Source organism: Sporomusa termitida (assembly GCF_007641255.1).
Taxonomy (GTDB): Bacteria; Bacillota; Negativicutes; order Sporomusales; family Sporomusaceae; genus Sporomusa; species Sporomusa termitida.
Genome location: NZ_CP036259.1, coordinates 3,575,704 through 3,602,134 on the forward strand (window position 1 = coordinate 3,575,704; position 26,431 = coordinate 3,602,134).

Consider the following 26,431-nt stretch of genomic DNA (forward strand, 5'->3'; position numbering starts at 1 on the left):
TAACTGTAAAGATTCGCTGCCCCATGGTGTAAAATTGCGCCGACATATTCACATAATACCACCCACCACCAAAACATTACTTATTTACTTCGTTTAAATCGCAAATCGCAAGACCTGACCCCATGCAGACCCTAGAAGAGTATCCCAGCAGTACACTTTTATACTACCGCTATCCGATCTATATCTGATAGATTCTATATGCAATTGTAAGGCCTGCCCCCTTGCGGTCAACACTTCAGCGCACTAATCACATTCTAAATAGTCCCGCAGCGCTTGCTGCCACTGCCGCATGGGATCCCCCACCGACATTCGCAGCATATAATTATCCAGGACAGAATAAGCAGGACGTTTTGCCGGTCTGACAAACTCAGCGGTTGTTACGGGAATCACCTCGATCTCTTTGCCTGCTTGCCGGAAAATCTCACAGGCAAACTCATACCACGAGCACTGTCCCTGGCAACTGGCATGATAGGTGCCATAGGCATCACTTGCCAGCAACCGGAAAATCGTCCAAGCCAGGTCAACGGTTGAGGTCGGCGTACCGATCTGATCCTGGACTACCCGCAAGGATTTTTGCGTCTCGGCCAGCCGCAGCATGGTCCTGACGAAGTTGTTCCCCTCCCCGTACAACCAGGCAGTACGGACAATATAGTGCCGGCCAAGGATTTGCCGTACGATTTCTTCCCCCTGCCATTTGGTCCGGCCATATACGGTCTGCGGATGGACCGGATCAAACTCTCGATACAGATCAGTGCCGGCACCATCAAACACATAATCGGTACTGATATAGGCCATACGCGCCCCGGTCTCCAGACAACCGGCCGCTATATTCCGGGCACCAATGACATTAACACGGAACGCAGTATCACTGTCTGTTTCCGCCCCATCCACGTTCATATAGGCGGCACAATGGATCACTGCCTGAGGGTGCACCGCCTGGAAAAGGGAGCGAACCTGCTCCCCGTTAGTTATATCTAGAGTATCAACATCAGTCAGGATCAACTCATAGTTTTTCCCTTGCCTGGCAATCTCCCGGCCCAGCTGACCGTAAGCACCTGTTACTAAAATCCTCATAAGACCGCCTCCTGTTTTACTATCCACCGAATTGCGGCAGACGCTCCGCATTAATATCGCGCAAGCGCGGGTAGTCCTGATCTTTACCCGAAAGTTTGACCTCGGCCAGCGGCCATTCGATCCCGATATCCGGATCATTCCAGGTGATGCCACCCTCGGCGACCGGTGTGTACACAACGCTGCATTTATACGCGAAATAGACAGTATCACTGACTACACAGAAGCCATGGGCAAACCCCGGCGGAATCCACAGTTGATGATGGTTTTCGCCGGAAAGAAATGCACCTGCCCACTGACCAAAAGTAGGCGAACCCACCCGAATATCTACAGCGACATCAAATACCTCACCCTGAATAACCGATACCAGTTTCCCCTGGGCATGAGGCTGCTGATAGTGTAACCCCCGCAATACGCCCCGGGTAGAAAAAGAGATATTATCCTGCACAAACTCTTCGGTAATCCCAATCGCTTCATACCGCGATTTCTGCCACGTTTCCTGAAAAAATCCTCGGGCATCCCCAAATATTCTAGGCTCCAGGATTAGTACCCCTGGTAAATTTGTTTCGTTAACCTTCACAATCTCAACTCCACGCACTTGATGATTTAGCCAAAAAGCCTGCCGGTACTGGCAGGTTCCTTCATTCACATTCACTCTCCGGCAATTTTCAGGAGATATTGACCGTACCCGTTTTTCTTCATACTACTGCCTAATGTGATCAATTCGTCGCGCAATATATACCCCATGCGATAAGCGATCTCTTCCGGGCAGGCTACCATCAGCCCCTGCCGCTCCTGAATCGTAGCAATATAGTTTGAGGCCTGCAGCAGTGACTCATGTGTCCCGGTATCCAGCCAGGCATAGCCGCGGCCTAATGTTTCCACCCGTAATGCGCTCTGCTCCAAATATAGGCGGTTTAGGTCGGTAATTTCCAATTCCCCCCGCGCCGACGGTTTAACCGACTTAGCCAGCTCAACCACATTGTGGTCATAGAAGTACAGTCCGGTAACCGCGTAATTGGATTTAGGATGAAGCGGCTTTTCGGCTAAGCTGACAGCCTGTCCATTACAATCAAATTCAACTACGCCGTACCGCTCCGGATCACTAACCCAATAGGCAAAAACGGTTGCTCCCGCAGCTTGCCGGGCGGCCGCCTGTAGTTTTTGGCTGAAACCATACCCGTAAAAAATATTATCCCCTAGGATCAGAGCGCAGCTGTCATGGCCAATAAATGCTTCACCAATAATAAAAGCCTGAGCCAAGCCGTCAGGACTCGGCTGCACGGCATAGGACAACCGAATGCCCCACTGCGCGCCTGTGCCAAGCAGGTTCATAAAACAATCCCGGTCCTGCGGGGTCGTAATGATTAAGATATCCCGAATACCAGCCAAGAGTAAGGTAGATAACGGATAGTAGATCATGGGCTTATCATAGACCGGCATCAGCTGTTTACTCACCGATTTTGTTGCCGGATACAGACGAGTGCCGGAGCCACCGGCCAATATAATCCCTTTTGTTACGGCCATGTTACTATTCTCCCATTCCCAGTCGTTCACGGCGGTAGCTGCCATCGGTCACCCGCTGACACCACACGTTGTTGTTGAGATACCAATTAACGGTCTTGATGATGCCTGTTGCAAAGGTTTCCGCCGGTACCCAGCCTAACTGCCGCTGGATTTTCGAGGCGTCAATGGCGTAGCGTAAGTCATGGCCGGGACGGTCTTTAACAAATGTAATTTGCTCGCGGTAGGACTTGCCATCACTGCGTGGACGGCTCGTATCAAGAATATCGCACAAGGTATGAACAATACACATATTAGTCATTTCATTATGCCCGCCAATATTGTATTTCTCACCGACGGAGCCCTTTTCCAATACAGTTAAGATAGCCTGACAATGATCTTCTACATACAGCCAGTCACGTATATTCCGGCCTGTCCCATAGACAGGCAGCGGTTTGCCCTCCAAAGCATTGATAATCATGAGCGGGATGAGTTTTTCGGGGAACTGGAATGGCCCGTAGTTATTAGAGCAATTAGTCATCAATACCGGCAAGCCATAAGTATGGTAATAGGCACGCACTAAGTGATCAGAGGCAGCTTTTGATGCTGAGTATGGTGAATTCGGGGCATAAGGCGTTTCTTCGGTAAAATAGCCAGTTTCCCCTAAACTTCCGTATACTTCATCTGTAGAAATATGCAAGAACCTGAATTTATTTCTCCCTTCAGCGCTTAACTCACGCCAATATTTTCTTGCGGCCTCCAGCAGCGTAAATGTACCATTAATATTCGTTTTGATAAATTCATCCGGTCCATCAATGGAACGGTCCACATGTGATTCAGCGGCAAAATGGACAATCGCCATTGGTTGGTATTTAGTTAGTAGTTCAGCTACTACCGCCTGATCACAAATATCCCCCTGCACAAAAGTATATCTTGCCTTATTTTCGATATCAGCTAAAGAATCCAGGTTCCCCGCATACGTTAGTTTGTCCAGGTTTACAATCCGGACCTCTTGCTGTTTGAGGGCAATATGAATAAAGTTGCTGCCAATAAAACCGGCACCGCCGGTAACAAAAATAGTCCCCATGCTGTATCTCACTTTCTCAAATCTTATTTTCCTATGTAGTAGTACAACACCCGCCTAATTGTCCACCAAATGCAAATTGCAAGGCCTGACCCCTTGTGCCACTAATACATTATATAGGAGGACTTGCCGGGCGGTTTCCGTCTCCGGTATCACGGTTTCCATTTAGCCGGAATCGCGGTTTCTTACGACCGGACTGGCGGTGTATTTTGATCCGGAATACTCAATTGCTTGGCCGAATAGCTCCGGATTCACTGGCCGAATGTGGCCGGAATCGTTGGCCGAATCACACCGAAATATGCACCTGTTTCAAGGATTTTACCACCAAGTTTCCAAAAGACGTCAACTGGAGCTTTGCTTTTACTTGTTCGCAAATATCACCCTGTATAAAAGTATAGCTGGGGTTTTCATCAATATCCTTAAGGAATCAAAGTTTCCTGCATAAGTCAGGTTATCTAAATTTATATGTGGACATCTTGCTTTGCCAGTACTGTACGAATAAAATTACTCCCAATAACCCTTGCTCAGCCTGTGACTACAATATTCCTCAAGTAAACTCCCCCTCTTAACATTAACAAGATCTTATATGTTTTCTATCTGATAAATATCTGAATGATTATTATTATGTGTTCCAACAAGTGAACCCAAGCCTCCTGAAAGCACATGGACCGGCTATAAAGTAAATCTGCTGTTTTCCTCTCCTATTGAAAAACAATCTCCAATTCTAACTTCTTTTGTCATCTAAGTCCACACCCTAGACAATCCTCATATTAACACTTCGGTTCAAAAAACAATGTAATTGTCAATAATATTAATCAGTTTTTGTCGATACGATAAACTAGTCTTCCAATTTTTGTTTTCATTAACTCATTTAAGTCATTATCGATACTAACACCTAATTGTTCACTAATCTTATAAAAGGAATAAGCATCATCCCAAATTAAAGGCTCTGGATTTAATCCTGCTCCCAAGAAATATAATTGTTTTTTTAGATCGCTTAAGTCTATCTCACTAAATTCCAGCTTATTATTACTCACTGTATATGCAAAGTCTATAAGTGTCACCTTCATAGATTCCTTTTCAGCATGAATTAGTATATTATCTGGTCTTACATCTCGATGTATTAAATCATGACTGTATAAAAAATCACAAATCTGGTTAAATTGCTTGACCAATTCATATCTATTTTGATTTGTCAGCCTATTATGAGAAATGACGCTTGTTAGAGTTTCTCCAGTGATATATTTTGTAGCAATAAATGCAAATCTTCCTTCATCTAAAAAAGCAACCACATTGGGTATATACCAGTCGCTTTTATCAAATCTGTTCTCTTTTATATATTTTAAAACCTTAATTTCTCTTGTAATTAAATTTTCATTTCCACCGGTTTTTATAAAAACTATTCTGTTGTCTTTTTTTGTGTTACCAATAAAATAGTGCGATCCATGGTGCCATTTTAAAAATTGAATCGGTTTAATCTTATAAATACCATGGCGTTTTAATATTTGCTTAAATTTGTAATACATTGTAAGATACCAGACTAATGCTTTAAGATGTTTTACAAGTCTACTTTTATAATAGTTCAATTTACTCATGTTATCATCCTTCGAAGTAATTGGGATGTTCAAGACATTTTATTTATTAGAGTTTGAACTCTTTTTACAATCTTCTCATTAAATAAACGCTTATTAGTTATACTCTGCTTAACTCTTTTATTATTATAGTATACCGATAAATCCACAGGTTCAGTGTATTCATATTCATTAGATTTCATAAATGAATCTAATAGATTCATCATTTGTTGTTCATCTGCAAACATCTTAATGTTTGTAGATTTATTATTAATACATTCAAACAATTCCCCTATTTTCTTAATATAGTCCTCAGAGACTCTGCGTTTATGGATTAAAGCATGGTATAGTAAAGAATAAAAATAATCAACTACATTCGGTGTATAGAACAGATTCTTATTAACTATTCTATTATTTAAAATATTTTTTTCCCAATTACTATCATAGTAATTATCTCCTAAATAACGGCTATCAAGAAGAATTTTTTCCTTTCCTACATTAATGTGATACTGAACTCTATGTTTTTTTCTGGATAGTTTTATGCCATTTGATATCCACTCAAATTCTTTCAAGTTATCTACTAATAAATCAATATCCCCATGGTTCTCAATTTTATATTGATCAGGTAAACACTCAAAATTCCTTAAAATAACATACTTTACGGTATTATTTAGAACATAAAAAAATTCATTAATATCCTTCCATCCATCAGAACCTGTGATGTCACGGTTAAGTGTTACGACCTCGCCCAAATGAATGCTTGAATTGTTTAAGAAGTCTGAAGCATTTAATCCCAGTAATAAGGTTAAATCATGGTCAGTTTCTTCCTTAGAATTTGTACAGTGAATTTTGTGTCCGCCACCAGTCATATCTCTGTATTTAGATTTTAAATCAAATGTGTTTTTATTGACTACTTCATCACCTTTGGATGTTTTTCTCTCAATATAGTGAGGACTGCTATCTTCAATTACAACTAACAAGAAAGGTCCTGTTCCACAATGCTTTTCTTTGTTTGAATTTGCAGGGAGTTTCCTTCCATAAAATCTAGAAAAATTTTCAGAAATTTTATCTTTACTCCAAATTATATTATACACTCCTAATACTTTGAAATTTTCCCGTATTTCATCAAGTATTATCTTTTCCTTATATCTTGCTTTCTCCCATACTATAAATAAATGGACTTCGGGACTATAAATTTTCTCCATTTTTAAATAATGCCCCTTTCGTAATTTTGCCCCAATTAGAGTAAATATTAATATTGAGTGTTTTCTTAACATATACTACTGCTAAAATATTTTTTGTTACTATTGAAATTACTGTTGCAATCGCTGCTCCTATAGCACCAATTATGGGAATTAGAACTAGATTAAATAATAAATTAATAATTGCGCTTATTATCATGTTTCTTTTATGAAATTCGACATGACCACTCATCATTAGCAAAGAGCCTACAGGCCCTGTAGCTAAAACAAAAAATTGGCCTGTTGCTAAGACAATAAAAATACCACTTGATTTAATAAATTCACTGCCAAATAAACCCAATATTGGCTTATTAAAAATAATGAGTACAATATATATAAAAAGTGATATAACTGTAAGTACCAGGGTACTACTTTGAACTAGAAATTCTAGTTTTTTATTTTCGTTATTGCTGCTTAGAACCGAAAATTTGGGACTGAGAACACCATTAAAAGCTACCAATATCATACTGCTCATCAAAACAATCTTTGAGGCGATACTGTACAATCCTACAGCCTCTGATGATAAAAAAACACCTATCATGTAAATATCCATATAACTCAATATTAAATTGAAGGAAGAGACCCACATCAACGGGATACTTGCATCTAATAATTCTTTTAATGAGAAATTGGGATAGCTTCCTTTATCTACTATTGGACAGCTTATCTTCCATAATACTAAACTTACTACAAATACAATTACATTTGAGGCAGTATAACTTGCCAATAAGGTTGATAGATTTAATTCAGTCCAAAAATATAAGAACACAATAATTGCAAGATTTACTATTGTTATAAATGCACTTTGCAAGAACATTCCGGTCTTTATTTTTCCGATCCCTTTTAACATTTCTGCTTGTAAATGTATTGTTACAAGCGGAAAAACTGCGATTGATATAATTTTTAATGCTAACGATAATTGAGGTTCATTAAATATATTGATAGCGATAAATTCTGACATAACATTTAATACTAGGACAATAATAGAAGATGTAACCAGTGTTATCAAAAATGAATTTCTTCTTAAACCCCTTATTTTATCCCAATTCAAATTATGATGATGAAATGATATAAATTTTAAAAGAGCATTATCTAATCCCAATTTTCCAATTACAGTAAAAGTAGTAAGTATACTTATACTAAGTTGATATACGCCTAAATCCACTGCTCCTAATACCCTAGCTAGAATTACGCTAACAACAATTCCAAATAATGCCGCCAATAATTTTATTAGCATAGATAAAGAGATATTTGCTATAGTACTATTTATCTTAAATTTCATACCTGTTAATTCCTTATTTTTTCAATATGGTAATCAATATGCTTTGTTTAATAAGTCATATTATATAAAATTTAACACCCCAATAAAGTCCAAAATAACATTTCGATCGAGGATAATAAATTTTGAAAGTTCATCATTATAATACATTACTAATAATGGTAATAATGCTGAAATTAGAAGTAAAACTATAGTTATTAATTTGTCAATTTGATTCATATATTGAAGTGTCATAGCACTATAAAAAAACTTTGCTAATAATGCATTTCTTTGCATTCGTTTCACTTCTAAAAAATAAAAAGTAAATGGTATACTTATAATTGAAAAAAACACAAATCGATATAATACTTCCACCATTTCCTGGTCTTTTTTGTCTATTTTATTGTTAGTTTTTCTGTCTATCCACCAAATAGTAAACAAATCGAATAATACATATACGAAAACGATTAGAATCCCTAAACCTGGCTCACGTTCCAGATATACTGTCAACTTCTGAGGAAATAGCCAAACTAAAATATTCATTACTATAGGAGCTACTATTGAAGCAATTAAAACTCCTTTCCAAACTAATGATATAAATTCTTTTCTAGGTTTTGTACATAAATAATAAAAGGGTGTATAAATTAATGCAAATTTGTGCATTGAGATAGCTATAAACATTAGTAAATAATGTTTAATTACTTTTCTTTTTTGTATAAATATTAAAGAAATAAATACAATAAGATACATTATTGTATTTCGTAATTGTGTTACATTTATAATTAGTAAACCAATGCTATACAAAATAACTACTAGATTAGTGTACCTACTTGACTTTGTAAACATGAGTATAACAAATATTAATAAAACTCCAATTATAAACAAAATTGATTCAAATTCTAATCCCATAAATTTTAAGAATTCAGCGAGATAGGAAAAGCCAATATCAAAAAGTTCACTATCATATCCCGTATCAAAACTGTTCTTGTAATCATAATAATCTAATGTATAACTTCTATTAAAAGCAACTGTAATAAATAATAATAGGAGTGGAAAAGCCGAAAGTACTTTGCTTGCAAATCTACTTATTCCAATAAACTCAAAAACCAAAAAAGTAAAACTGATTGCCAAAATTAAAAATAAAAGAATACTACTCACCTCTGATTTGAAAAACTTTGGGGTTTTTAACCTTGAATGATTGACTTTGTCCATCGGCTGGCGTTATAACCATCAAGCGGCATATTTTTTCGAATAATAACCGCTTTAACATTCGGTGTTATGACTTAGCGACAATTATCCTAATTATAGGTTACACTTATCCATTTATTAATGTTTCTATCCAATGATCTACTGTATAATTCTCAACAATCTCAGATTTTACATCTAAAAATTTACCATCTATAAATCTACGATTAATAAAAAAACTTTTCTCATCTAAAAACTGAATATTTTCAGCTTTAAAAAAATCATAATTTACCAGATCTTTATTATTTGTAATTAATTTTTTCTTTAAAAATAATGCTTCTAACGCTCTTAGTGTCAAACCAGATTGACCAGATTGATTTATATCTAATATACATTTACTACGATTAATTTCTTGAATAACATCATTATAAGTTATTGGTTCATCTTTTAATTCTATGGTTTTAGAAAAATCTTTTTTATCATCTTTAACAATATAAAACTTTGCTTTTATCTCTTTGTCTGTACAAATTTTGTAGATTTTTTCCAAAAAAGCTAAACGACCTTTATTTCTACCTACAAAAAAAATATCATTTTCTATAATACTACTATTTACAGGTTTATCTATCCAAGTAAATTGTGGATGGTATTTAAATTGATGTTTTTCGGCGTCGTTTTTATCAAAAGTGTAAATATTATTACAGCTTTTTTTTATAGCAGATATCGTGTTTTGATCTTTAACAATATTCCAAAACCAAAATACTATCCTAAAATCTTTAAAGCGGCTAACAATGTATTCAATATTCTTGATCCATATGGGGGCATCAAAAATTATAACAGTATTTTGATTTGAGTTTGTAGGTTCTTTATTCTTTAATAGAAAATCGACCCATATTTTTTTTGATTTTAAATTTGAGTGAATATGAATTTTTCTGAGCGCCCTAAGTACTTTGGAATTTAATTTTGGACTGATTGGTACAATCCTGTCTTTATATTTAGAATGCTTTATTGCATCTTCGATTAATTCCGCTCCTGAATGTAAAATATAGATCATAAATAGCTCCTTAAACTGTTTAGATAATCAATTTAGCTTTCGCCTTATTTGTTATGATATTTATTGCAGAAATATAATTTTTTCTTAATTCATTTTCTGGCTGATTAAAGTATAAATACTTACTATATTGATCGTTTAAAATCGTCTCTGAATTATTTAGTAGTGTGTTATAAAAACTCGCAAGTTCTTCTACACTTGTTACACAATAGGGATCAATTCTAAAAATTTCTTCTAAATAACTATCTTTATATATTGCTATTGGTGTATTCATACTTAGTAATTCGACAAATACACCAGTCATATGAATTAAACTAAAATCAATCATTCTGGCATATTCATCATTACTTATATTATTTGAATATCCAAAAAGAGCGCCCTCGGTTACATAAGATAAATATTTATTCTGAGGATTTCTGGGGTGCATTCTTAAAAAATATTTCAATCCATAAATATGATAAAATTGATTTGCCAGTTTTATCATATTTATATTAGTAGTACTATAGGTCTCTCCACATAGTACTACCCCAAACACTTTGTTATCAAGATTAAACTTTACACGCTTATTTCTTGAAAACGCTCTTAAAGCTCCTGTTTTTAACAACCTATTGCTTGAAATATTAACTTTTATAAATTCATCGACTGTAGCTTGACCCCATGCAAATAAATAGTCACTTATAAAATTTTCATATGCTTCTGCATCCGCATTTTCATTCCCATGAGATAATATTCTATATTGACCATGCTGTAAAGTGCCAGTCTTAATGTTGTTTACTTTAGCAATCTGTGTAATTAAATTATCCGGTGGATACGCGTCACAGAATGTAATAATCATATCTGCATTATTTAGAAAAGCTTCTTTCTTCAACTTATTATATAGAATTCTATATTTTGTTGTTATTAGTGCGATATGTAAAGGATTATCTACTCTTTTAGCTAAATATCGAATGAAATTCTTAACTAATCCGATTACCTTTACATGTAGATTTTCAAGTGTCTTAATTTGAATTATTTCAACTTTATTAAATTCAGGATTTGTTTCCATAAACATGTCTATTATTTCATCATAGTCTAATCTGTTTGCATTTCTTAATGTATAAATCAGATATCTTTCGTTTATAGAGTTATGGGTGTAGGTTACTTTGAAATCAAAATAAAATAAAAGTACTATTTCTTTTATCAGTCCTTTTATACTAGTATCATACAACCTCATAGCACCTACTCTGGCATAATTAATTTCTTCAATTTTATATCTTTTATCTAATTTCATTTTTCGTATTCTCTCAATATCCATGATATTATTCACCTTTTCACTACACTTACGGTCTTTCCCACTTTTTTGTTTCCTGGTTAAATTTTTTAATTATTTTTGCTGGTATTCCCGCTATAACACAATAGTCCGGGAAAGTTCCTCTAACTACTGAATTTGCCCCGACAACACATTGCTTGCCGAGTATAGTCCCAGCTTGAATCCCTGCACCATAACCAATAAAACAGTTTTCGCCAATTCTAGTTTCTGAGACAATATAATCTTGGTCCATAATATGTTTATCTATTTCTGTATAATCATGATCAATATTAGTTATAAAAACATTGCCTGAAATTGTAGTATTTTTTCCTACTATGAGATTGCTATTTTTTGAAGTTATATGCAAATTCTGTCCAATAGAAACATTATCCTCTATGGTAATCATCCCTTTACCATGAGCTTCCATTCTCGCACCTGGATAAATTCTTACTTTATCTCTAAGAACTATTTTACTCGCTCCTAACAAAAAGAGTGGTGGTCCCATATATGATAACCAACCAACTGATTTAAATCTCAGTTTGTAAACTATAGCTCTTAGGGCCCATAACAATTTTAACGGACTCATTTTTTCATCCCCTACAAAATTAATAATCTACAATTTAAAACAAGATAACAATTTGATTGATGAACCTTTTACTTATTTCGATAATACGTCTAAGATCCAGTTTTCAATTGAATATTTTTGATAAATATCAACGTCTAACGGCTCATATTCTTTTAATAAAAAATCTTTAGGTATATTGATTTCATTTCTGGGTATTACCAATATATTGTTCGGTTTATAAAAATCATAATTTACAATGTCTCGATTAGTAGTAATTAGTTTCTTTTCCATCCCAATCATTTCAATGGTTCTCATAGTTAATCCAGTTTGTTTAGGATGTTGTATATCTAAGACTACTCTTGATTCATTAACGATCTCAGAAATTACACTACCACTCAAGTTATCATAGTCAAAGTCTTCTACATTCGTATTTGCAAACTCTCTTTTTGTCAATTTGTAAAACCAATAAATAAATTTGCTTTGCAAATACAAAAAGGTAAAAAATTGATAAGTGTTATTTGAACAATAAGTTTTAACTTCTTTAATTATTCGATATCTGTCTGAATGTACTGTCCCGCAAAAGCATAGATCATATTTAAATTCATTATCTCGGCTAATTTGATTACTTTTCTTAAATTCATCAATATAAAACAATGGGCGGAACTGAATAACAGAATGATTGTTAGCATCATGTCTATCAAATGACAGTACTTTATCAAAAAAAGCAAGCTTATCTAATATACCTGGTATATTTTTAATTGAATCCCAAAGATATAAACAAAACGTTGCATTTTTAAAAGTTTTTTTCATTTCATCAATGATATCGATAGATATCATGTCACATTTTACAATAAACACATAATCATATTCTTTTGATTTATTTGCTTTTAAAATCTCTTCATAATAACGACTTGTTTTGCTCTTAAATATATTAGGAGAAATTTTTAATAAAGCCTTTTCAAAAGAACTTGAAACGGATCTGGCGTCATAATAATCAACAGATGCACCTAATCTTTCCATTTTAGATTTAATTTTTAATTCATATCCAAAGAATGTTGGAGCTAAAAATAAGATTTTTTTGCCATCTATTGATCGATTATTATTCATTATTTATATAATCCTTTTTCTTTCATTTCTTGAATGGACTTATCATAATTATCCGTTTCTACTTCTTGCTGTTCTACCCAGTCAATAAATCTAGCTATTCCATCCAGAAACGATACTTTAGGTTCGTATCCTAATTTTTCTTTAATAAAAGTTAAATCGCCCAAATTATGTCTAATATCACCTAGTCTATAATTTCCAGACACATTAACTTTAACATCAATTCCATATTTATCTTTTAAGGTCTTAGCCACTGTTAAAACATCTGTTTTTACACCATAACCAACATTAAAAGTATGGAAATTGGCTGCATCTTTTTCAATCCCTAAGATAATAGCATCGGTTACATCATCAAGATAAACAAAGTCTCTTGTTTCATGTCCATCTTCAAAGATATTAATGGCATTACCATTTTTTATTCTTGTCGAAAATATCGAGATAATTCCTGTATATGGATTTTTCAGTGATTGGCCAGGACCGTAAACATTCTGGAATCTATAGGCGACAACAGGCAAACCAATTGATTTACCAACAATCATACAAATTTGTTCCTGAGCTTGTTTCGAGAACCCATATACTGAAGTAGGATGTAACCTCGAATTTTCATCTGTTGGAAGCATCTCCACATTCTCAAAACATATAGGACATTTCACTTCATAATCTCCATTTGACATGTGTTTCTCTAATCGTGATTCAGGAAAGACATTTCCATGTTTTTTACATTCAAATTTACCTTCCCCATATACCGCCCGCGAAGAAGGAATTATTAATTTTTTAACCTTATTCGCTTTATTAGTAAGCAACTCTAAGAGCTTAGCAGTTCCTCCAATATTTGTTGCAACATATTTATCTATTTCATACATCGATTGACCAGTACCAGTTTCAGCGGCAAGATGAACTACGACATCACATTCTTTTAAAGCTTTTTCCCAATCATCAAAACTGTTAACATCACCGAAAATCATATTCACTTTATTTTTAATCAAGTTATATGTATATGATTTATTGGGGTCATCACCATGTATTTGTTTACTTAAATTATCTAAAACAGTGACCCTATATCCTTTATCAATTAGTTTTAAAGCAAGATTGCTTCCAATAAATCCCGCCCCACCGCTAATAAGTACATTTCTCATAATTTTCTCCTAACTTATTTTGGTTGTTTGAATTAATCTAAAATCTCTACCATTAATTTGTGCCCAGCCTGTAAGACCAACAGGTATATCATTTTCACCATATTTGTCTCTTCTTTCAATTAGATCATACTGATTCCATAGCTGGCTTATACCGATGACACTTATTTCACCCTTAAAAATATTGACGATTTGCGGCAACACGTCATGGCTTGCATGGAATCCAGACATGCAAAAAAGGTGCTCTTCGAACAAAACCGGCAAATGAGAACGCCGGTTTTATGTTTTTGTCTAGCCACTTTCTTATTAATCGCTTACTGTCAGCGCCAGTAATAAGTATATTGGTCATTGCGAAATTGTCTTCTTGGTACTTGTAGCTTTCATCTTACCATTAACTCCAGTACTGCCCTCAACAACCCCGTCACTCTTACTGACACAAATAAGCGTTCTAAAAAAACACTTCATATCAAATAGAAAACTTATTCTTTCTACGTATTCACCATCTAACTTGGCTTTTACTTCTATGGGAAGTTCATCTCTACCGTTAATTTGAGCCCACCCAGTAAGACCTGGTTTAATATCATTCGCTCCGTACTTATCACGCTCATCAATCAAATCATACTGATTCCAAAGTGCAGGACGAGGTCCGATTACTGCCATTTCACCAACCAATATATTTATAATCTGAGGTAGCTCATCAAGACTTGTCTTACGGAGAAACTTACCAACTTTAGTTATATATTGATCAGGATTTGCAAGTAAATGGGTTGGTGTATCTTTAGGTGTGTCAATTCTCATGGTTCTGAATTTGAGAATGTCAAAATGTGTTTTATTAATTCCGATCCTTCTTTGCTTGAAAAAAACAGGACCTTTTGAGTCCATTTTTATCGCCAGGATGAGGATTAAAAAGACTGGTAAAAGAACTATAAGTCCGACAAAAGCAAGAATAAAATCTATATATTTTTTTGTTTTTAAATACACGCTACACACCTACCTCATTGGTCGTCGCTGATACGTTTCGAATTTTTTGTATGAAGAGAACCACCCCTCAGGGGGAAGAATTGCCACGCTTGCGCTCGCAATGACAGTTTGGGAGCACCTGCATTGGTGCCATCACAGGCCGGTTCCAAAATGCCATAAAATTCCAGAGATATATTACCCCTCTACCACGACTTGCCCCACCACAATCTTACTAGCAGGCCGATCTTCCACAGCGCTCTCCTCAGCCCCCCGTCGCTCCTGCCCAACCTTCCCCCTAGTAACCCGATAAGACGGCAAAATCTCCTCCATAAGCCTTACAATCTCATCTGGCGTACGCTCCCGAATCTGCAGCAAGGCCAAAGCTTTCTGTAACTGTCCCTCATCCACCTGCTTAAGATTAGCAACATAAATCTTCTCATGACAAGTAGAGTTAGTCCCCTCTTCGGCAGTCAAAAGCTCCTCAAAAAGCTTTTCCCCTGGCCTGAGTCCCGTAAACCTAATCTCGATATCTTTCCCCGGCTGTAGCCCCGACAGCTCAATCAAATCCTTAGCCATGTCGACTATTTTTACCGGCTCCCCCATATCTAAGACAAAAACTTCGCCACCATTGGCCATTGAACCAGCTTGCAAAACTAGCTGTGTAGCTTCAGGAATGGTCATGAAATATCTTTTCATTTCAGGATGAGTAATTGTAATTGGTCCGCCTTTGGCAATCTGTTTTTTAAATAGAGGAATTACACTGCCTCTGCTGCCGAGAACATTACCAAACCGCACAGCAGCAAACTTAGTTTTTCCCTTGCTGTTCATAGACTGAACAATAAGCTCCGCAACCCGTTTAGTCGCCCCCATGACACTGGTTGGATTTACCGCTTTATCAGTGGAGATCATGATAAAGGTTTCTGACCCAATTCTGCGGGCAGCCTCCGCCACATTCTTTGTCCCAAATATATTATTGCGGACTGCCTCATCAGGCTGGGCCTCCATCAACGGCACATGTTTGTGGGCGGCTGCATGAAACACTACCTGAGGTTTAAAGCGATCAAAAATATGATTAATTCTACTCTCATCCCGAATATCGGCAATAACTGGTTCGATTTTGAAGGTACTATATGTATCTCTCAGTTCTCTGTCGATTTCATAAATGCTATTTTCCCCTTTGCCTAACAATATCATTTGATTAGGACTCAGCTTGGCAATCTGCCGGCAAAGCTCTGACCCAATCGAACCACCGGCACCTGTGACCAAAACGCGTTTCCCGGTAAGATAGCCTGCAATTTCTTCCAGATCCAGTTTAACAGGGTCACGACGCAATAGGTCTTCCAGATCAACATCCCGCAATTGGTTAAGCGACACCTTGCCATCCATCAATTCATATAATCCTGGCAATACTTTAACCGCACACCCCGTCTTCTTGCATCCCTTCACAATATCCCGCAGCTTCGGTCCACCCAAAGAAGGAATGGCAATAATAATTTCCTTCACCTGGTATTCTACGGTGACCCGGGCAATATCACGGCAATTCCCCAGTATTTTCACACCATACAGCCTCTGGTTATGCTTATAGGCATCATCATCAATAAAACCGATTAATCTCTTCGTATTGTTATAGCGCTGATTAATCTCCCGGGCAATCACAGCCCCCGCATCACCAGCGCCCACAATCAACACATTAGTAACCTGATCCTGCCGGCTGTGGCGCACGAAGTGTAGGACCCGGATAAACAACCTGCTGGCCCCAAGAAGTAATATAACGAGCAGCCAACTGATGACCGGGATGCTTCTGGGAATATCGGCGCCGGTAACATTCATATAGACCCCAATTATAATACTGCTTATCGTAACTGCGGAAATTATTCCTATCAATTCATGAATGCTGGCATACCGCCATAACCGCTGGTACAGGCCAAACATATAGAAAACGGCCAACCTGATAACGATAATTTCCGGCAAATAATTAATAAAAAGTTCAAGATAACGTTTATTCACCAGCCCCTCAAACCGGAGGTATAAGGCAATAAACGGCACCAGGGCAACAATAGCCGCGTCCATTAATACCAGGCACAGCGACACCATTTTTCGTCGCATAAGACCACTCCTCAGTCTTACTTAGTTTTTTTTTCATTCCCATAATAATAGTAGTAATAGGCATGTTCCTCTTCAATCTCGACCTTATTCAAAATAACCCCCAGGATATGCCCATTCGCTTTCAGCAGCAATTCTTTGGCTTTTTGCGCCATCTCCGGCCTGATCTCACCGGCCCCCAGCACCAGCAGAATACCGTCGACGCTGGCCGCTAAGACACAGGCATCGGTAACCGCGACTGTTGGCGGCGCATCAATAATCACAATATCGGCCAGCCCTTTCAGGCAGTCAATGATGTCCCGCATTTTCGCCGAACCCAGCAGTTCCGAGGGATTGGGCGGTATAGGACCGCTGGGCAGCATCTGCAGGTTATCGATGCCTGTCTCCTGGATCAAATCGGCTACCGACCGGTCTTCGACAAGGATGTTGGTTACCCCCCGGTTCCGCTTGCCAAAAATCTTATGTTGTACCGGCTTGCGCAGGTCACAGTCAACGATAATTACCTTTTTCCCCGCTTGCGCCATGGCCACTGCCGTGTTGGCCGTTGTCGTCGACTTGCCTTCCCCTGGTCCGGCGCTGGTAAACATGATGACCCGCAGATCACTGTCCACCTTGGCAAACTGAATATTGGTTCTCATTGTCCGGTAGGCCTCGGCAATCGGCGACTTCGCGTCCTCATGAACAATAAGCTGTCGTTTCTGAGCCATAATTCACCTCTCTCTAAGAATTAGGCCTTATGGCCAGTCTTGGTTTTGAATAATTCCGTGGCCCGTGTAACCCAACTGGTATTGTGGGACGAAGTGTCACTGTCAAAGTCCGGGATACTGCCAATCACCGGCAAGTCCAGATACTGTTTGACATCCTCGGCTGTGCGGATGGTTTTATTGATATACTCCGTAAAGAAAGCAATGCCTGTCCCCACAAACAACCCCAGAATAGCGGCAATCACAACATTAAGTACCTTCTTCGGTTTAATAGGGTTCTCCGGCGCTATTGCTTTATCAATAATCTGTACATCGGTCGGCTCCATAACCTCGCTGATCCGGGCTTCTTCATAGCGTTTGGCCAGCATGATATAGATCTCCTGGGCCACATTGGCATCGCGGGCCACCTTGATCAGTCCTTGCTCTTTGGCCGGCAGCTTAGCAACCTCCTGGCTGCCCTCCTGAATGATCTGATCAATGGCCTGTTTTTGCGCCCCGGCCACAGCGATTTCGGCCTGAGCCTGGATTTGACTCTGCAATAGACCCTGGTAAATCGGATTAATGGAAGGCGCTTCGGCATTAACCACCCGGCCAATCTCCGCCGCCAGCATGGCTTTCGTTTCCTTTATCGCCGCCTGGATTGCCACCACTTGCGGGTGTTGATCGGTATAATTCGCCGACAGGCTTACCAGCTCAATCTCTAACTCTGTCAATTTTGCCTTGTATTGCTGAATCAGGGCATTGTCGGCCACAACCCCCTGGTGCTGGCTGCCCAGCTGCTGTCGGGTACTGGCAAGCTTAGCCTGCGATGCTGCCAGGGCAACCCTGTTTTCGGCAGCTAATTTGTCAATACCGGCAACTTTGTCCAATAGTGCTTTGGATTCTTGCGAGGGATCGACAACTTTTTGTTCTTCCTTATATTTCTGTAATATTGCTTCCGCCTGCTCCAGCTCGGCTTTCGAATCTTTCAGCCGCTGGCCGATAAATTCTTTGACTGTTGACTGCTCGCCCCTGACGAGGGCGGTCATTCTGCCCAGAAATACCTCAATTAAGGTATTGGCGACAAGCTGGGCTTCCTCCGGTGAGCCGGCCTGGATTTTCACGTTTAATATTTCTGTGTCTTTTACAGGCTGGGTGGTAATCCGTTTCAGCATATTTTCATATGTAGGGATCTCGTTCTTATCGGCCTGGGTCTTATCAATGACCTCCTGCACGACAGTCCGGCTTTTAATAATCTCCGCATAGGTGGACATTAGCTGTTTGGTGCCCATGGGATTACCGGTAGGCAAATCAGATAATAAAGAACTTGCCAGCCCCTTCGGCTGCTTCACCCTGATTGCGGTTTCAGCCTCATAAGTAGGGGGAATCAGGAAACTGACAACGACAGCCAAACTCACAAACAGCAGGAAGGTCCCTATGATTAGTTTTCGTTTCTTTTTTAGTGTCTTAATGATATCTCTAAGATCCAGCGTGGTTTCGTCCACTTCGATACCTCCAAATTCAGTTTGGCATAATTAATTGTTTCGCGTCTCACTAATTTGATAAGTGGCCGAAATCCAGGGCAGGATGTCTTTGGCAAAATCAATCTTATTACTTTTCGTCAGATAAACAATATCACCATCATGTAAAAGAACATTCTGCGACATGTCGCCTTTCTCGATCAGGTTAAGCAGATTCACTTTTAAAGGCTTGTCGGTCTGATCCTGGCGAATGATATAAACCTTCTTCTTCGCAGCATATTTAGTATAACTGCCGGCCATGCCAATGGCATCAATCAGGTTATGCTGCTTCTCAATCTCATACATGCCGGGCTTAAACACCTCGCCCAGCACATACACCCGGGTTGTCCTGAATTTGGCCACATTGACACTGACAACCGGATTTTTCAGGTAGTGGCTTAATTGCGTGGTAATCATACCGGCCAGTTCACCCGGGGTCATGCCGCCGGCCTGCAGCTCTCCGGCCAGGGGGATGGCAATTTTGCCGTCAGGCCTGATGGGCAGTTCTTCGATCTTCAGTTCCTCAAAGCCCCAGACATTAATGGCCAAAACATCGCCCGGACCTAATTGATAGTCCTGGGCCGTACTGGCTAGCGGCAGGGTCATCATTAAAAATAAAATAATTAAAACGGTTACCGGTTGTCGCATGGTCTCCTCCTTGGCTTCCTTTTAGTTACAATTAATTTAATTGAGTCAGCTTCTCATATCTTTTGTTACTATTTGACGTTTCGACAGTAAATCCTGCCATTTTGTGTACATAATACTTTTGTTTACAATGAAAAAGCAACCGGAATGCATCATCCGGTTGCTTACAGACTGCTGCTTTCACTGAATACTTTCTATACTTACCGAAAATCAGCTTACTAAAATATAAGTGACTCTCAGTCATATATTTATTAAAAGAGCAGATCGTAACTTTAAGTTTAATACCACAAAAAACTTAAAATTCCTTTTGAAAACCGCAATAATTTACAAATTTTATTTCGACATAATCTGATTATTTCAGCGATTTACGACATTTAACCGCAAAATCAACATACTCCTGCAATACTGCGGCCAGCTCTTTTTCCTGCCCGGCACTCAGGTCGTTCAAATGCACAGTACCGATTGCCTCCTTGATAATACTATCAAGTTGATACTGAACATACCCCAGATTATTAAGCTGTTCGATTAGCTTCTTTATTTCCTGATTTTCCGGCATACTCATCAGCCCTCCGCCACGTAAGGAATTTATTCAATAAATCAGACCGGTTTACACTTGTCCTTCTTTTCCAGGACTTTATACCTATTTATTATAATTCATTTTCCCTGATCCAGATACTGGCAAAGGAAAAACTTTAAGTAATCTTTATATTCATAAAGCAAAAGTAATTATCGTCTCTTGACAATCAGGCCAAGTTCCCAGGCTTTGATCAAAGCCTGAGCCCGGTTGTGGACCTCCAGTTTTGAAAATAAGTGATTGATGTGGGTTTTGACAGTGCTGAGTTCGACCCTGAGCTCCTGGGCGATTTCCTGGTTGGATAAGCCTGACGCCATGCGGTTCAGCACTGTTTCTTCCCGTCCGGTGAGAGCCGGCAGCCCATAAACCGGTCTGGCTGGCCTGGGTTTTATCTTTACATTATCGGCATTGTGCTGTAATATAACTGCCGCCATTTTCCCAAACCGTTTCAATATCATGGAGTCCGCTTCTGTTAAAACATGGCCGACAGCAAGGAATCCCACTCCCCAAACGGCAATAACGCCATAGTCTGCAGATAACGGCATGCCCATAACGGAGCGGACATTATCCCAACCGTCGGAACAGTCCCGGGCCCGTCCCGGCCAGTGCTGAATGTCCTGTATGGATAAGGCGCGGCCTGTTTTCCAGACAGTGCCGGCCAGTGACGGCTCTTCCTTGTTATGCTTTGCCCCCTGACAGCGGCGATAAAAACCGGCACCGTATTTTAATTCCAGTTCTTCCTGTTTTTTATTGATGGCATAGATAAAACCGTGAGGGGTATTTGCCAACCGGCAGCCAATATGAACAATTGTCTGGTATATGTCCTGCAAATTCACGCATTACCTCCCTCTTCAGGGTTTAGGGTTATGATAACGCCGCCCACTGCCAGCTGTCTTGGCAGTGGTATGTAGTACAAAAGCCGGCAAGCAAACATAGGACTTTATTCCTATTGCTTTATTATAAAGAATAGCAAATAAAAAAACCTCAACCATTAAGTGGAGGTTTGTATAAAAATTCTATTTTTTCTAGATTTTAACTCATTGATATACTGATAGAGGATTAGCCCGCATTTTACCTTTTCCTAAAGCCGCTCCACCAGGGAACTGTTCTTGCTGCACGCTTGCGGCTTTTTTGGGTGAGGGCAATGTAATCTTCCATTGCGGTCATCAGAATAAGGTATTGATCAGGTGACAGCTTACTGTTATTGAACGTTCCGATCAGATCACAGCTTATTTTATTGATCAGATAAGAACCATACCCCAGTTTAATTAATTGCTGCTTAAGGGACTCAAGGTAATCGGTGTTCTCCATCATATCCCGCCTCGTCATCCTTACGGGCAATCGGCTGCAATACCGGTAACGATTGATTGCCACTTTCTTTTAATTGTAGTAAGATTGCGAAGATTATACAACATTTTTTATACTACAATATCCCACACAAACATCTAGGAAGTTTTACAGAAAACCAATATTCGACGCTATACAGACTATTTTTCTGCTTACTGTCGAAAAAAGATCATCCCGGCTGCAACCGCTTTATATTCAATCAGGATTTTACTTGATAATTTATTTTATTATAAAATAAAAAGCTTGCATAATTCCTCAACCCTTGGATGGATATTTTTTATTTTCCCGCTTATCAGGTATTGAGCAAGCCGAACTGCCAGGCTTTCAGTAGCGCCTGGGTCCGGCTGCGCACCTCCAGCTTGTCAAACAAATGATGGGCATGGGTTTTCACCGTGCTGACCCCGACCCTCATATCCTGCGCAATCTCCTGGTTGGACATACCGCTTGCCAGCCGGACCAGAACAGCCTTTTCCCGGTCAGTGAGGTCAGGCACAGGCGTCATTTGCCTAAGCCGGGTCCTGTCGAAAAAAAATTCACTCCCTTGAGTGAATTTTCACAGGCCTTTGTTTATTCAGCTGCCTTCATTTGTTTCAGCAGCGGCCCCAACAGCCGCTTATAAGCTTCTACCCCCGGCTGGTCAAAGGCATCCACATCGGCCAGTTCCCCCTCGTAGGCCACCGATAAGGCCAGCAGGTACAGAAGTTCCCCCAGATGGAAGGCATTCAGACGCGGCAGCACAAAATTGGCGTTAAAGCGGTTATCCCGGATCAGTGCCGCCGCGTTGGCCTCGCGGGCCGCATCCAGGGCCTGGCTCAGCCTGAGGCCCGCTATATCGGCCAGGCTGGCTGCCGCCGGAAAACAATTGGGGATGACGGCATCCTCCGGCCACTGGCCGACCTGTACAAACTGGACGACCTTGTCCCGCTGGCCGTCCTGATGCAGCTGGGTCTGGGCGTGCATGTCGGTCGTCCCGACCGCGACCACCGGCGTCCGCCCGTAGTATATTTCCTGACCGGCCCGGTTGGTGCGTTTGCCGAGCGATTCGGCCAGGAGCTGGATATACCATTCGGCCACTGCCTTCAGGTGATCGGCATAGGGCATAAAGACCTCAATATCCCGCCCGTAGTTGGCTGCCGCCAGGTATTTCAACGCGGCGTTCAGCATGGCCGGGTTGTGCCGGATATCCTCGCTGTGGCAGGCCTCATCCATCGACCGGGCCCCGGCTAAGAAGGCGTCAATATCAAAGCCGGTGCAGGCAGCGGTAATCAGGCCAACCTCGGAGAATACACTGAATCGCCCGCCCACACCATCCGGCACACGGAATACCGGCCAGCCCTGTTCCCGGGCCAGCCGGTGCAGCAGCGTCGCCTGCGGGCCCGCGGCCGGATCGGTGACAGCCACCACCTCGACCGCAATGGCCGGGGCCGCCTGCTGCAGGGCGTCATAGGCCGCCATAAAGGTTGACATCGTATCCAGGGTTGCGCCTGATTTGGAGATAACCACCAGCGTTACCCGGTACGTCCCGTCACCGGCTCCGGCCTGCCTGGCCTTGCTTTTGGCCTCATCGACAATATGCCCGATCAGTTCAGCCGTCCGGCGGGGATCAATGTTATTGCCGCTAAAATACAGCCGGGGATAGCCGTGCCGCGCCTCCCGGTCCTTGCTGTTCCAGAACTCGCCGCACTGGATATCGAACAACACCTTATTGCCGAGATAGGAGCCGCCGATGCCAAAGGAGATGACCGCATCCACCCGGTGACGGAGGGACTGGCCGAAGGCTTTGAGCCTGGCAAGGGAGGCCGGGGTGTTGAGGTTGCCCTCCCGGACATAAGGCAGCTGGGTAAACAGCACCTTCTCCGGCTGGCCGTCTTTTGACAGATGCCCGCGCACCTCACCGGTGGCCCGCATCTGCGCAACCGCCTGGTGAGCCGCCCGGAGGCGGGCCGACAGGGCGGCGATGTCGGCCGGGGAAATCCGGCCGTCGCCATAAAGGTTGGTATAATCGAAGGTAAAACCTGATGGTAATGAAATTACGGTTTTAGCATCAGCCATGCATTCATCTCCTCATATCTTCCTGACCCGAAAATACCTGGAACCATTTATTTTTTTTGATTGGCGGCCGCGTCTTTGCCCAGCTGGCCGACAGTGCGCAGCAGGTAACGCAGAAATTGATCCCGCAGGTCCGGCCGCTTTAAGGCATACTCCACAGTGGCTTCCAGATACCCCTGCTTATCACCGACATCATAGCGGCGGCCTTCAAATTTGTAGGCATAGACCGGCTTAAAAGCCGCCAGCCGCCGCAGGGCATCGGTCAGCTGAATCTCATCACCCCGCCCCGGGGGGGTTTCTTCCAGCAGGTAAAAGATCTCCGGCTCAATGATATACCGGCCCAGCACAGCCAGCCGGGAAGGGGCCTCCTCCACCGACGGCTTTTCGATCAGGTCCACAGCCTTCCAGACATTGTCCTTGATCAGTTCCGGTTTAACAATGCCGTAGCTGGAAACCTTATCTTTCGGTACCTCCTGTACCCCCAGAATCGACCCCTGGTAGTCGTCATAGGCATCCATCAGCTGCCGGAGGCAGGGGACATTGGCATCAATAATATCGTCCCCTAAGAGGACGGCAAACGGCTCATTGCCGACAAACTGTTTGGCGCACAGGACGGCGTGGCCCAGCCCCTTGGCTTCTTTTTGCCGTATATAGTGGATTGTCACCTCTGACAACTCTTCCACCAGCCCCAGCAGGTCGTATTTTCCCTGGGCCTTGAGGGTCATCTCCAGCTCGAAGTTCCGGTCAAAATGGTCTTCAATGGCCCGCTTGTTGCGGCCGGTAATGATCAGGATCTCTTCAATCCCGGACTGGATGGCCTCTTCGATAATAAACTGGATGGCCGGTTTATCGACAATCGGCAGCATTTCCTTGGGCTGGGCCTTGGTGGCCGGTAAAAACCGGGTGCCAAGGCCGGCCGCCGGGATAATCGCCTTTCTTATTTTTTGGTGAATTTTAGGCATTTCTTTCCTCCCTTTCTAGGCCCGTATTAGCGCCAGCAATTCCTCAGTTTTGGCGGCCATCAGCTCACGGTCGCACCTGGACTCGACATTCAGCCTGAGCACCGGCTCGGTGTTGGACATCCGGACATTAAACCGCCACTGTTCATATTCTACACTCAGCCCGTCCACCCGTTCCACCTTCAGCGCCCCCGGCACATATTGTTCCTCAATCCTGGCGATGACGGCCCTGGCATCGGCCACCGTGTTGTTAATCTCGCCGCTGACCGGATAACACGCCGTTCGTGCGCGCATCAGCTCTGACAGCGGTTTGCCCTCGCGGCTCATGATCTCCAGCACCAGCAGCCAGGGGATCATGCCGCTGTCGCAATAGGAGAATTCTTTAAAATAGTGATGGGCCGACATTTCCCCGCCGTAGACGGCATCTTCCCTGCGCATCCTTTCTTTGATAAAGGCATGGCCGCTTTTGGACAGAACGGGAATGCCGCCGGCCTGCTCTACCAGTTCAACGGTGTTCCAGGTCAGGCGCGGGTCATAGATGATCTTGGCCCCGGCATAACGCCGGAGGAAGGCCTGGGCCAAAAAGCCAACAAGGTAATACCCCTCAATAAAGTCACCCTGTTCATCAAACAGGAAGCAGCGATCGAAATCACCGTCCCAGGCAATGCCGATGGCGGCGCCGTGCTCGCGCACAACCCTGGCGGTAGCCTCCCGGTTTTCAATCAGCAAGGGGTTAGGCACACCGTTGGGGAAGCTGCCGTCAGGCTCATGATTAACTTTGATCAGCTCAAACGGCAAAAACGGCTCCAGGGCGTCAATAACCGCCCCGGCGGCGCCGTTGCCGGCATTAACAACAACCTTCAGCGGTTTGAGGGCCGCCTGCTCAACATACGTCAGGAGATGGGCCACATAGTCCTGCATAATATTTACATAGATAACCTGACCGGGCACAATATCCTGGCTGACAGGCGGAAACTCACCGGTCACGACCTGTTCCTCAATCTCTTTCAGCCCGCTGTCGGCGCTGATCGGCCGCGATTCGGCCCGCACCAGCTTCATGCCGTTATAGTCCTTGGGATTATGGCTGGCGGTAATCATAATGCCGCCGCTCAGCTGAAGGTGAAAGGTGGCAAAATAGATCTGCTCCGTCCCGCACAGGCCGATATCGACAACATCACAGCCGGCTTCAGTCAGACCCCAGACCAGGGCGTTGCGGAAAGACGGCCCGGAGAGCCTGATGTCATGGCCTACCGCCACCTTGGTGGCTTTAAAAATATCCACATAGGCCCGTCCGATCCGGTAGGCCATCTCTTCGTTTAATTCATCAGGCACCCGGCCCCTGATATCATAGGCTTTGAAAGCGTCCCGTTTAATCTCCATACATTCACGCTCCTTTTTTCCAACTATATACTATATACTACATCTGCAAAAAATATTCCTTTATAGGCAGATGTTGCCAGAAATATTTTCAGGCCGGACTGACCTGGCCGGCACTTTTCCGCTGCAAATAGCTGCTTGTCTATCGGGCCGATAGGGGTTA

26 protein-coding genes are annotated in these 26,431 nt (G+C 41.5%); all 26 read right to left on the reverse strand.

Features of this window, described 5'->3' with window-relative positions; translation table 11 throughout:
- Positions 1-243 precede the first annotated feature (243 nt).
- The 26 genes from rfbD to SPTER_RS16945 all read right to left on the reverse strand — a co-directional run bounded on the left by rfbD (position 244) and on the right by SPTER_RS16945 (position 26,271).
- Positions 244-1,074 carry a dTDP-4-dehydrorhamnose reductase gene (gene rfbD, locus SPTER_RS16820; RefSeq protein WP_144351435.1) on the reverse strand — a complete coding sequence of 277 codons (831 nt, stop codon included), beginning with the start codon at positions 1,072-1,074 and terminating at the stop codon, positions 244-246.
- Positions 1,075-1,093: 19 nt separating this feature from the next.
- Positions 1,094-1,651, reverse strand: a complete 558-nt coding sequence (gene rfbC / locus SPTER_RS16825; RefSeq protein ID WP_144352952.1) for a dTDP-4-dehydrorhamnose 3,5-epimerase — start codon at positions 1,649-1,651, stop codon at positions 1,094-1,096.
- A 71-nt stretch (positions 1,652-1,722) separates the two neighbouring features.
- Positions 1,723-2,598: a glucose-1-phosphate thymidylyltransferase RfbA gene (gene rfbA, locus SPTER_RS16830; protein WP_144351436.1), complete on the reverse strand. Its 876-nt coding sequence runs from the start codon at positions 2,596-2,598 to the stop codon at positions 1,723-1,725.
- Positions 2,599-2,602: 4 nt separating this feature from the next.
- Positions 2,603-3,661, reverse strand: coding sequence for a dTDP-glucose 4,6-dehydratase (gene rfbB, locus SPTER_RS16835; RefSeq protein WP_144351437.1), 1,059 nt, complete (start codon positions 3,659-3,661; stop codon positions 2,603-2,605).
- An 812-nt stretch (positions 3,662-4,473) separates the two neighbouring features.
- Positions 4,474-5,253 carry a protein kinase domain-containing protein gene (locus SPTER_RS16840; protein WP_144351438.1) on the reverse strand — a complete coding sequence of 260 codons (780 nt, stop codon included), beginning with the start codon at positions 5,251-5,253 and terminating at the stop codon, positions 4,474-4,476.
- Between the two features lie 29 nt (positions 5,254-5,282).
- Positions 5,283-6,434, reverse strand: coding sequence for a hypothetical protein (locus tag SPTER_RS16845; RefSeq protein WP_144351439.1), 1,152 nt, complete (start codon positions 6,432-6,434; stop codon positions 5,283-5,285).
- The gene (locus tag SPTER_RS16850) at positions 6,418-7,752 is read right to left on the reverse strand and encodes a flippase (protein WP_144351440.1); all 1,335 of its coding nucleotides are present in this window, start codon (positions 7,750-7,752) and stop codon (positions 6,418-6,420) included. Before SPTER_RS16850 ends, SPTER_RS16845 begins: the two co-directional genes overlap by 17 nt.
- Before the next feature lie 60 nt (positions 7,753-7,812).
- Positions 7,813-8,940 carry an EpsG family protein gene (locus SPTER_RS16855; protein WP_144351441.1) on the reverse strand — a complete coding sequence of 376 codons (1,128 nt, stop codon included), beginning with the start codon at positions 8,938-8,940 and terminating at the stop codon, positions 7,813-7,815.
- A gap of 103 nt (positions 8,941-9,043) precedes the next feature.
- Positions 9,044-9,964 carry a WaaS/CpsH family glycosyltransferase gene (locus SPTER_RS16860; RefSeq protein WP_144351442.1) on the reverse strand — a complete coding sequence of 307 codons (921 nt, stop codon included), beginning with the start codon at positions 9,962-9,964 and terminating at the stop codon, positions 9,044-9,046.
- Between the two features lie 19 nt (positions 9,965-9,983).
- A complete protein-coding gene (locus SPTER_RS16865) occupies positions 9,984-11,255 on the reverse strand; it encodes a hypothetical protein (protein ID WP_144351443.1) in 1,272 nt (423 codons plus the stop codon).
- Positions 11,256-11,280: 25 nt separating this feature from the next.
- Positions 11,281-11,835 carry an acyltransferase gene (locus SPTER_RS16870; RefSeq protein WP_144351444.1) on the reverse strand — a complete coding sequence of 185 codons (555 nt, stop codon included), beginning with the start codon at positions 11,833-11,835 and terminating at the stop codon, positions 11,281-11,283.
- A 72-nt stretch (positions 11,836-11,907) separates the two neighbouring features.
- The gene (locus SPTER_RS16875) at positions 11,908-12,921 is read right to left on the reverse strand and encodes a WaaS/CpsH family glycosyltransferase (protein WP_144351445.1); all 1,014 of its coding nucleotides are present in this window, start codon (positions 12,919-12,921) and stop codon (positions 11,908-11,910) included.
- A complete protein-coding gene (locus tag SPTER_RS16880; protein ID WP_144351446.1) occupies positions 12,921-14,054 on the reverse strand; it encodes an NAD-dependent epimerase/dehydratase family protein in 1,134 nt (377 codons plus the stop codon). Before SPTER_RS16880 ends, SPTER_RS16875 begins: the two co-directional genes overlap by 1 nt.
- Positions 14,055-14,063: 9 nt before the next feature.
- Positions 14,064-14,282: a sugar transferase gene (locus SPTER_RS16885; RefSeq protein ID WP_144351447.1), complete on the reverse strand. Its 219-nt coding sequence runs from the start codon at positions 14,280-14,282 to the stop codon at positions 14,064-14,066.
- A gap of 114 nt (positions 14,283-14,396) precedes the next feature.
- Positions 14,397-15,032 carry a sugar transferase gene (locus SPTER_RS16890; protein ID WP_144351448.1) on the reverse strand — a complete coding sequence of 212 codons (636 nt, stop codon included), beginning with the start codon at positions 15,030-15,032 and terminating at the stop codon, positions 14,397-14,399.
- A gap of 174 nt (positions 15,033-15,206) precedes the next feature.
- Positions 15,207-17,117, reverse strand: a complete 1,911-nt coding sequence (locus SPTER_RS16895) for a polysaccharide biosynthesis protein (protein WP_144351449.1) — start codon at positions 17,115-17,117, stop codon at positions 15,207-15,209.
- A 17-nt stretch (positions 17,118-17,134) separates the two neighbouring features.
- Positions 17,135-17,821 carry a CpsD/CapB family tyrosine-protein kinase gene (locus tag SPTER_RS16900; protein WP_144351450.1) on the reverse strand — a complete coding sequence of 229 codons (687 nt, stop codon included), beginning with the start codon at positions 17,819-17,821 and terminating at the stop codon, positions 17,135-17,137.
- A gap of 20 nt (positions 17,822-17,841) precedes the next feature.
- A complete protein-coding gene (locus SPTER_RS16905; RefSeq protein WP_144351451.1) occupies positions 17,842-19,302 on the reverse strand; it encodes a GumC family protein in 1,461 nt (486 codons plus the stop codon).
- Positions 19,303-19,332: 30 nt separating this feature from the next.
- Positions 19,333-19,965: a polysaccharide biosynthesis/export family protein gene (locus tag SPTER_RS16910; RefSeq protein WP_144351452.1), complete on the reverse strand. Its 633-nt coding sequence runs from the start codon at positions 19,963-19,965 to the stop codon at positions 19,333-19,335.
- Positions 19,966-20,314: 349 nt separating this feature from the next.
- Complete coding sequence (locus SPTER_RS16915; RefSeq protein ID WP_144351453.1) at positions 20,315-20,518, reverse strand: hypothetical protein; 204 nt, start codon at positions 20,516-20,518, stop codon at positions 20,315-20,317.
- A 170-nt stretch (positions 20,519-20,688) separates the two neighbouring features.
- Positions 20,689-21,372 (reverse strand): helix-turn-helix transcriptional regulator, encoded by a 684-nt coding sequence (locus SPTER_RS16920; RefSeq protein ID WP_144351454.1) that lies wholly within the window; start codon positions 21,370-21,372, stop codon positions 20,689-20,691.
- A gap of 235 nt (positions 21,373-21,607) precedes the next feature.
- Positions 21,608-21,850, reverse strand: a complete 243-nt coding sequence (locus SPTER_RS16925) for a hypothetical protein (RefSeq protein ID WP_144351455.1) — start codon at positions 21,848-21,850, stop codon at positions 21,608-21,610.
- A 325-nt stretch (positions 21,851-22,175) separates the two neighbouring features.
- Positions 22,176-22,385, reverse strand: coding sequence for a response regulator transcription factor (locus SPTER_RS16930; RefSeq protein WP_144351456.1), 210 nt, complete (start codon positions 22,383-22,385; stop codon positions 22,176-22,178).
- Between the two features lie 65 nt (positions 22,386-22,450).
- The gene (locus tag SPTER_RS16935) at positions 22,451-23,935 is read right to left on the reverse strand and encodes a glucose-6-phosphate isomerase (RefSeq protein WP_144351457.1); all 1,485 of its coding nucleotides are present in this window, start codon (positions 23,933-23,935) and stop codon (positions 22,451-22,453) included.
- Positions 23,936-23,982: 47 nt separating this feature from the next.
- Positions 23,983-24,894 (reverse strand): UTP--glucose-1-phosphate uridylyltransferase GalU, encoded by a 912-nt coding sequence (gene galU, locus SPTER_RS16940; RefSeq protein WP_144351458.1) that lies wholly within the window; start codon positions 24,892-24,894, stop codon positions 23,983-23,985.
- A gap of 15 nt (positions 24,895-24,909) precedes the next feature.
- A complete protein-coding gene (locus tag SPTER_RS16945) occupies positions 24,910-26,271 on the reverse strand; it encodes a phosphohexomutase domain-containing protein (RefSeq protein ID WP_144351459.1) in 1,362 nt (453 codons plus the stop codon).
- Positions 26,272-26,431 lie beyond the last annotated feature (160 nt).

Coding starts and splice junctions, on each gene's coding strand:
- SPTER_RS16895 (WP_144351449.1), bottom strand. CDS start 17,117: ATGCGACGAAAAATGGTGTCGCTGTGCCTGGTATTAATGGACGCGGCT.
- rfbD (WP_144351435.1), bottom strand. CDS start 1,074: ATGAGGATTTTAGTAACAGGTGCTTACGGTCAGCTGGGCCGGGAGATT.
- SPTER_RS16925 (WP_144351455.1), bottom strand. CDS start 21,850: ATGATGGAGAACACCGATTACCTTGAGTCCCTTAAGCAGCAATTAATT.
- SPTER_RS16945 (WP_144351459.1), bottom strand. CDS start 26,271: ATGGAGATTAAACGGGACGCTTTCAAAGCCTATGATATCAGGGGCCGG.
- SPTER_RS16845 (WP_144351439.1), bottom strand. CDS start 6,434: ATGGAGAAAATTTATAGTCCCGAAGTCCATTTATTTATAGTATGGGAG.
- SPTER_RS16855 (WP_144351441.1), bottom strand. CDS start 8,940: ATGGACAAAGTCAATCATTCAAGGTTAAAAACCCCAAAGTTTTTCAAA.
- SPTER_RS16935 (WP_144351457.1), bottom strand. CDS start 23,935: ATGGCTGATGCTAAAACCGTAATTTCATTACCATCAGGTTTTACCTTC.
- SPTER_RS16860 (WP_144351442.1), bottom strand. CDS start 9,964: ATGATCTATATTTTACATTCAGGAGCGGAATTAATCGAAGATGCAATA.
- SPTER_RS16910 (WP_144351452.1), bottom strand. CDS start 19,965: ATGCGACAACCGGTAACCGTTTTAATTATTTTATTTTTAATGATGACC.
- SPTER_RS16915 (WP_144351453.1), bottom strand. CDS start 20,518: ATGCCGGAAAATCAGGAAATAAAGAAGCTAATCGAACAGCTTAATAAT.
- SPTER_RS16850 (WP_144351440.1), bottom strand. CDS start 7,752: ATGAAATTTAAGATAAATAGTACTATAGCAAATATCTCTTTATCTATG.
- SPTER_RS16865 (WP_144351443.1), bottom strand. CDS start 11,255: ATGGATATTGAGAGAATACGAAAAATGAAATTAGATAAAAGATATAAA.
- galU (WP_144351458.1), bottom strand. CDS start 24,894: ATGCCTAAAATTCACCAAAAAATAAGAAAGGCGATTATCCCGGCGGCC.
- SPTER_RS16880 (WP_144351446.1), bottom strand. CDS start 14,054: ATGAGAAATGTACTTATTAGCGGTGGGGCGGGATTTATTGGAAGCAAT.
- SPTER_RS16875 (WP_144351445.1), bottom strand. CDS start 12,921: ATGAATAATAATCGATCAATAGATGGCAAAAAAATCTTATTTTTAGCT.
- SPTER_RS16885 (WP_144351447.1), bottom strand. CDS start 14,282: ATGTCTGGATTCCATGCAAGCCATGACGTGTTGCCGCAAATCGTCAAT.
- SPTER_RS16870 (WP_144351444.1), bottom strand. CDS start 11,835: ATGAGTCCGTTAAAATTGTTATGGGCCCTAAGAGCTATAGTTTACAAA.
- SPTER_RS16930 (WP_144351456.1), bottom strand. CDS start 22,385: ATGACGCCTGTGCCTGACCTCACTGACCGGGAAAAGGCTGTTCTGGTC.
- SPTER_RS16840 (WP_144351438.1), bottom strand. CDS start 5,253: ATGAGTAAATTGAACTATTATAAAAGTAGACTTGTAAAACATCTTAAA.
- rfbB (WP_144351437.1), bottom strand. CDS start 3,661: ATGGGGACTATTTTTGTTACCGGCGGTGCCGGTTTTATTGGCAGCAAC.
- rfbA (WP_144351436.1), bottom strand. CDS start 2,598: ATGGCCGTAACAAAAGGGATTATATTGGCCGGTGGCTCCGGCACTCGT.
- SPTER_RS16900 (WP_144351450.1), bottom strand. CDS start 17,821: ATGGCTCAGAAACGACAGCTTATTGTTCATGAGGACGCGAAGTCGCCG.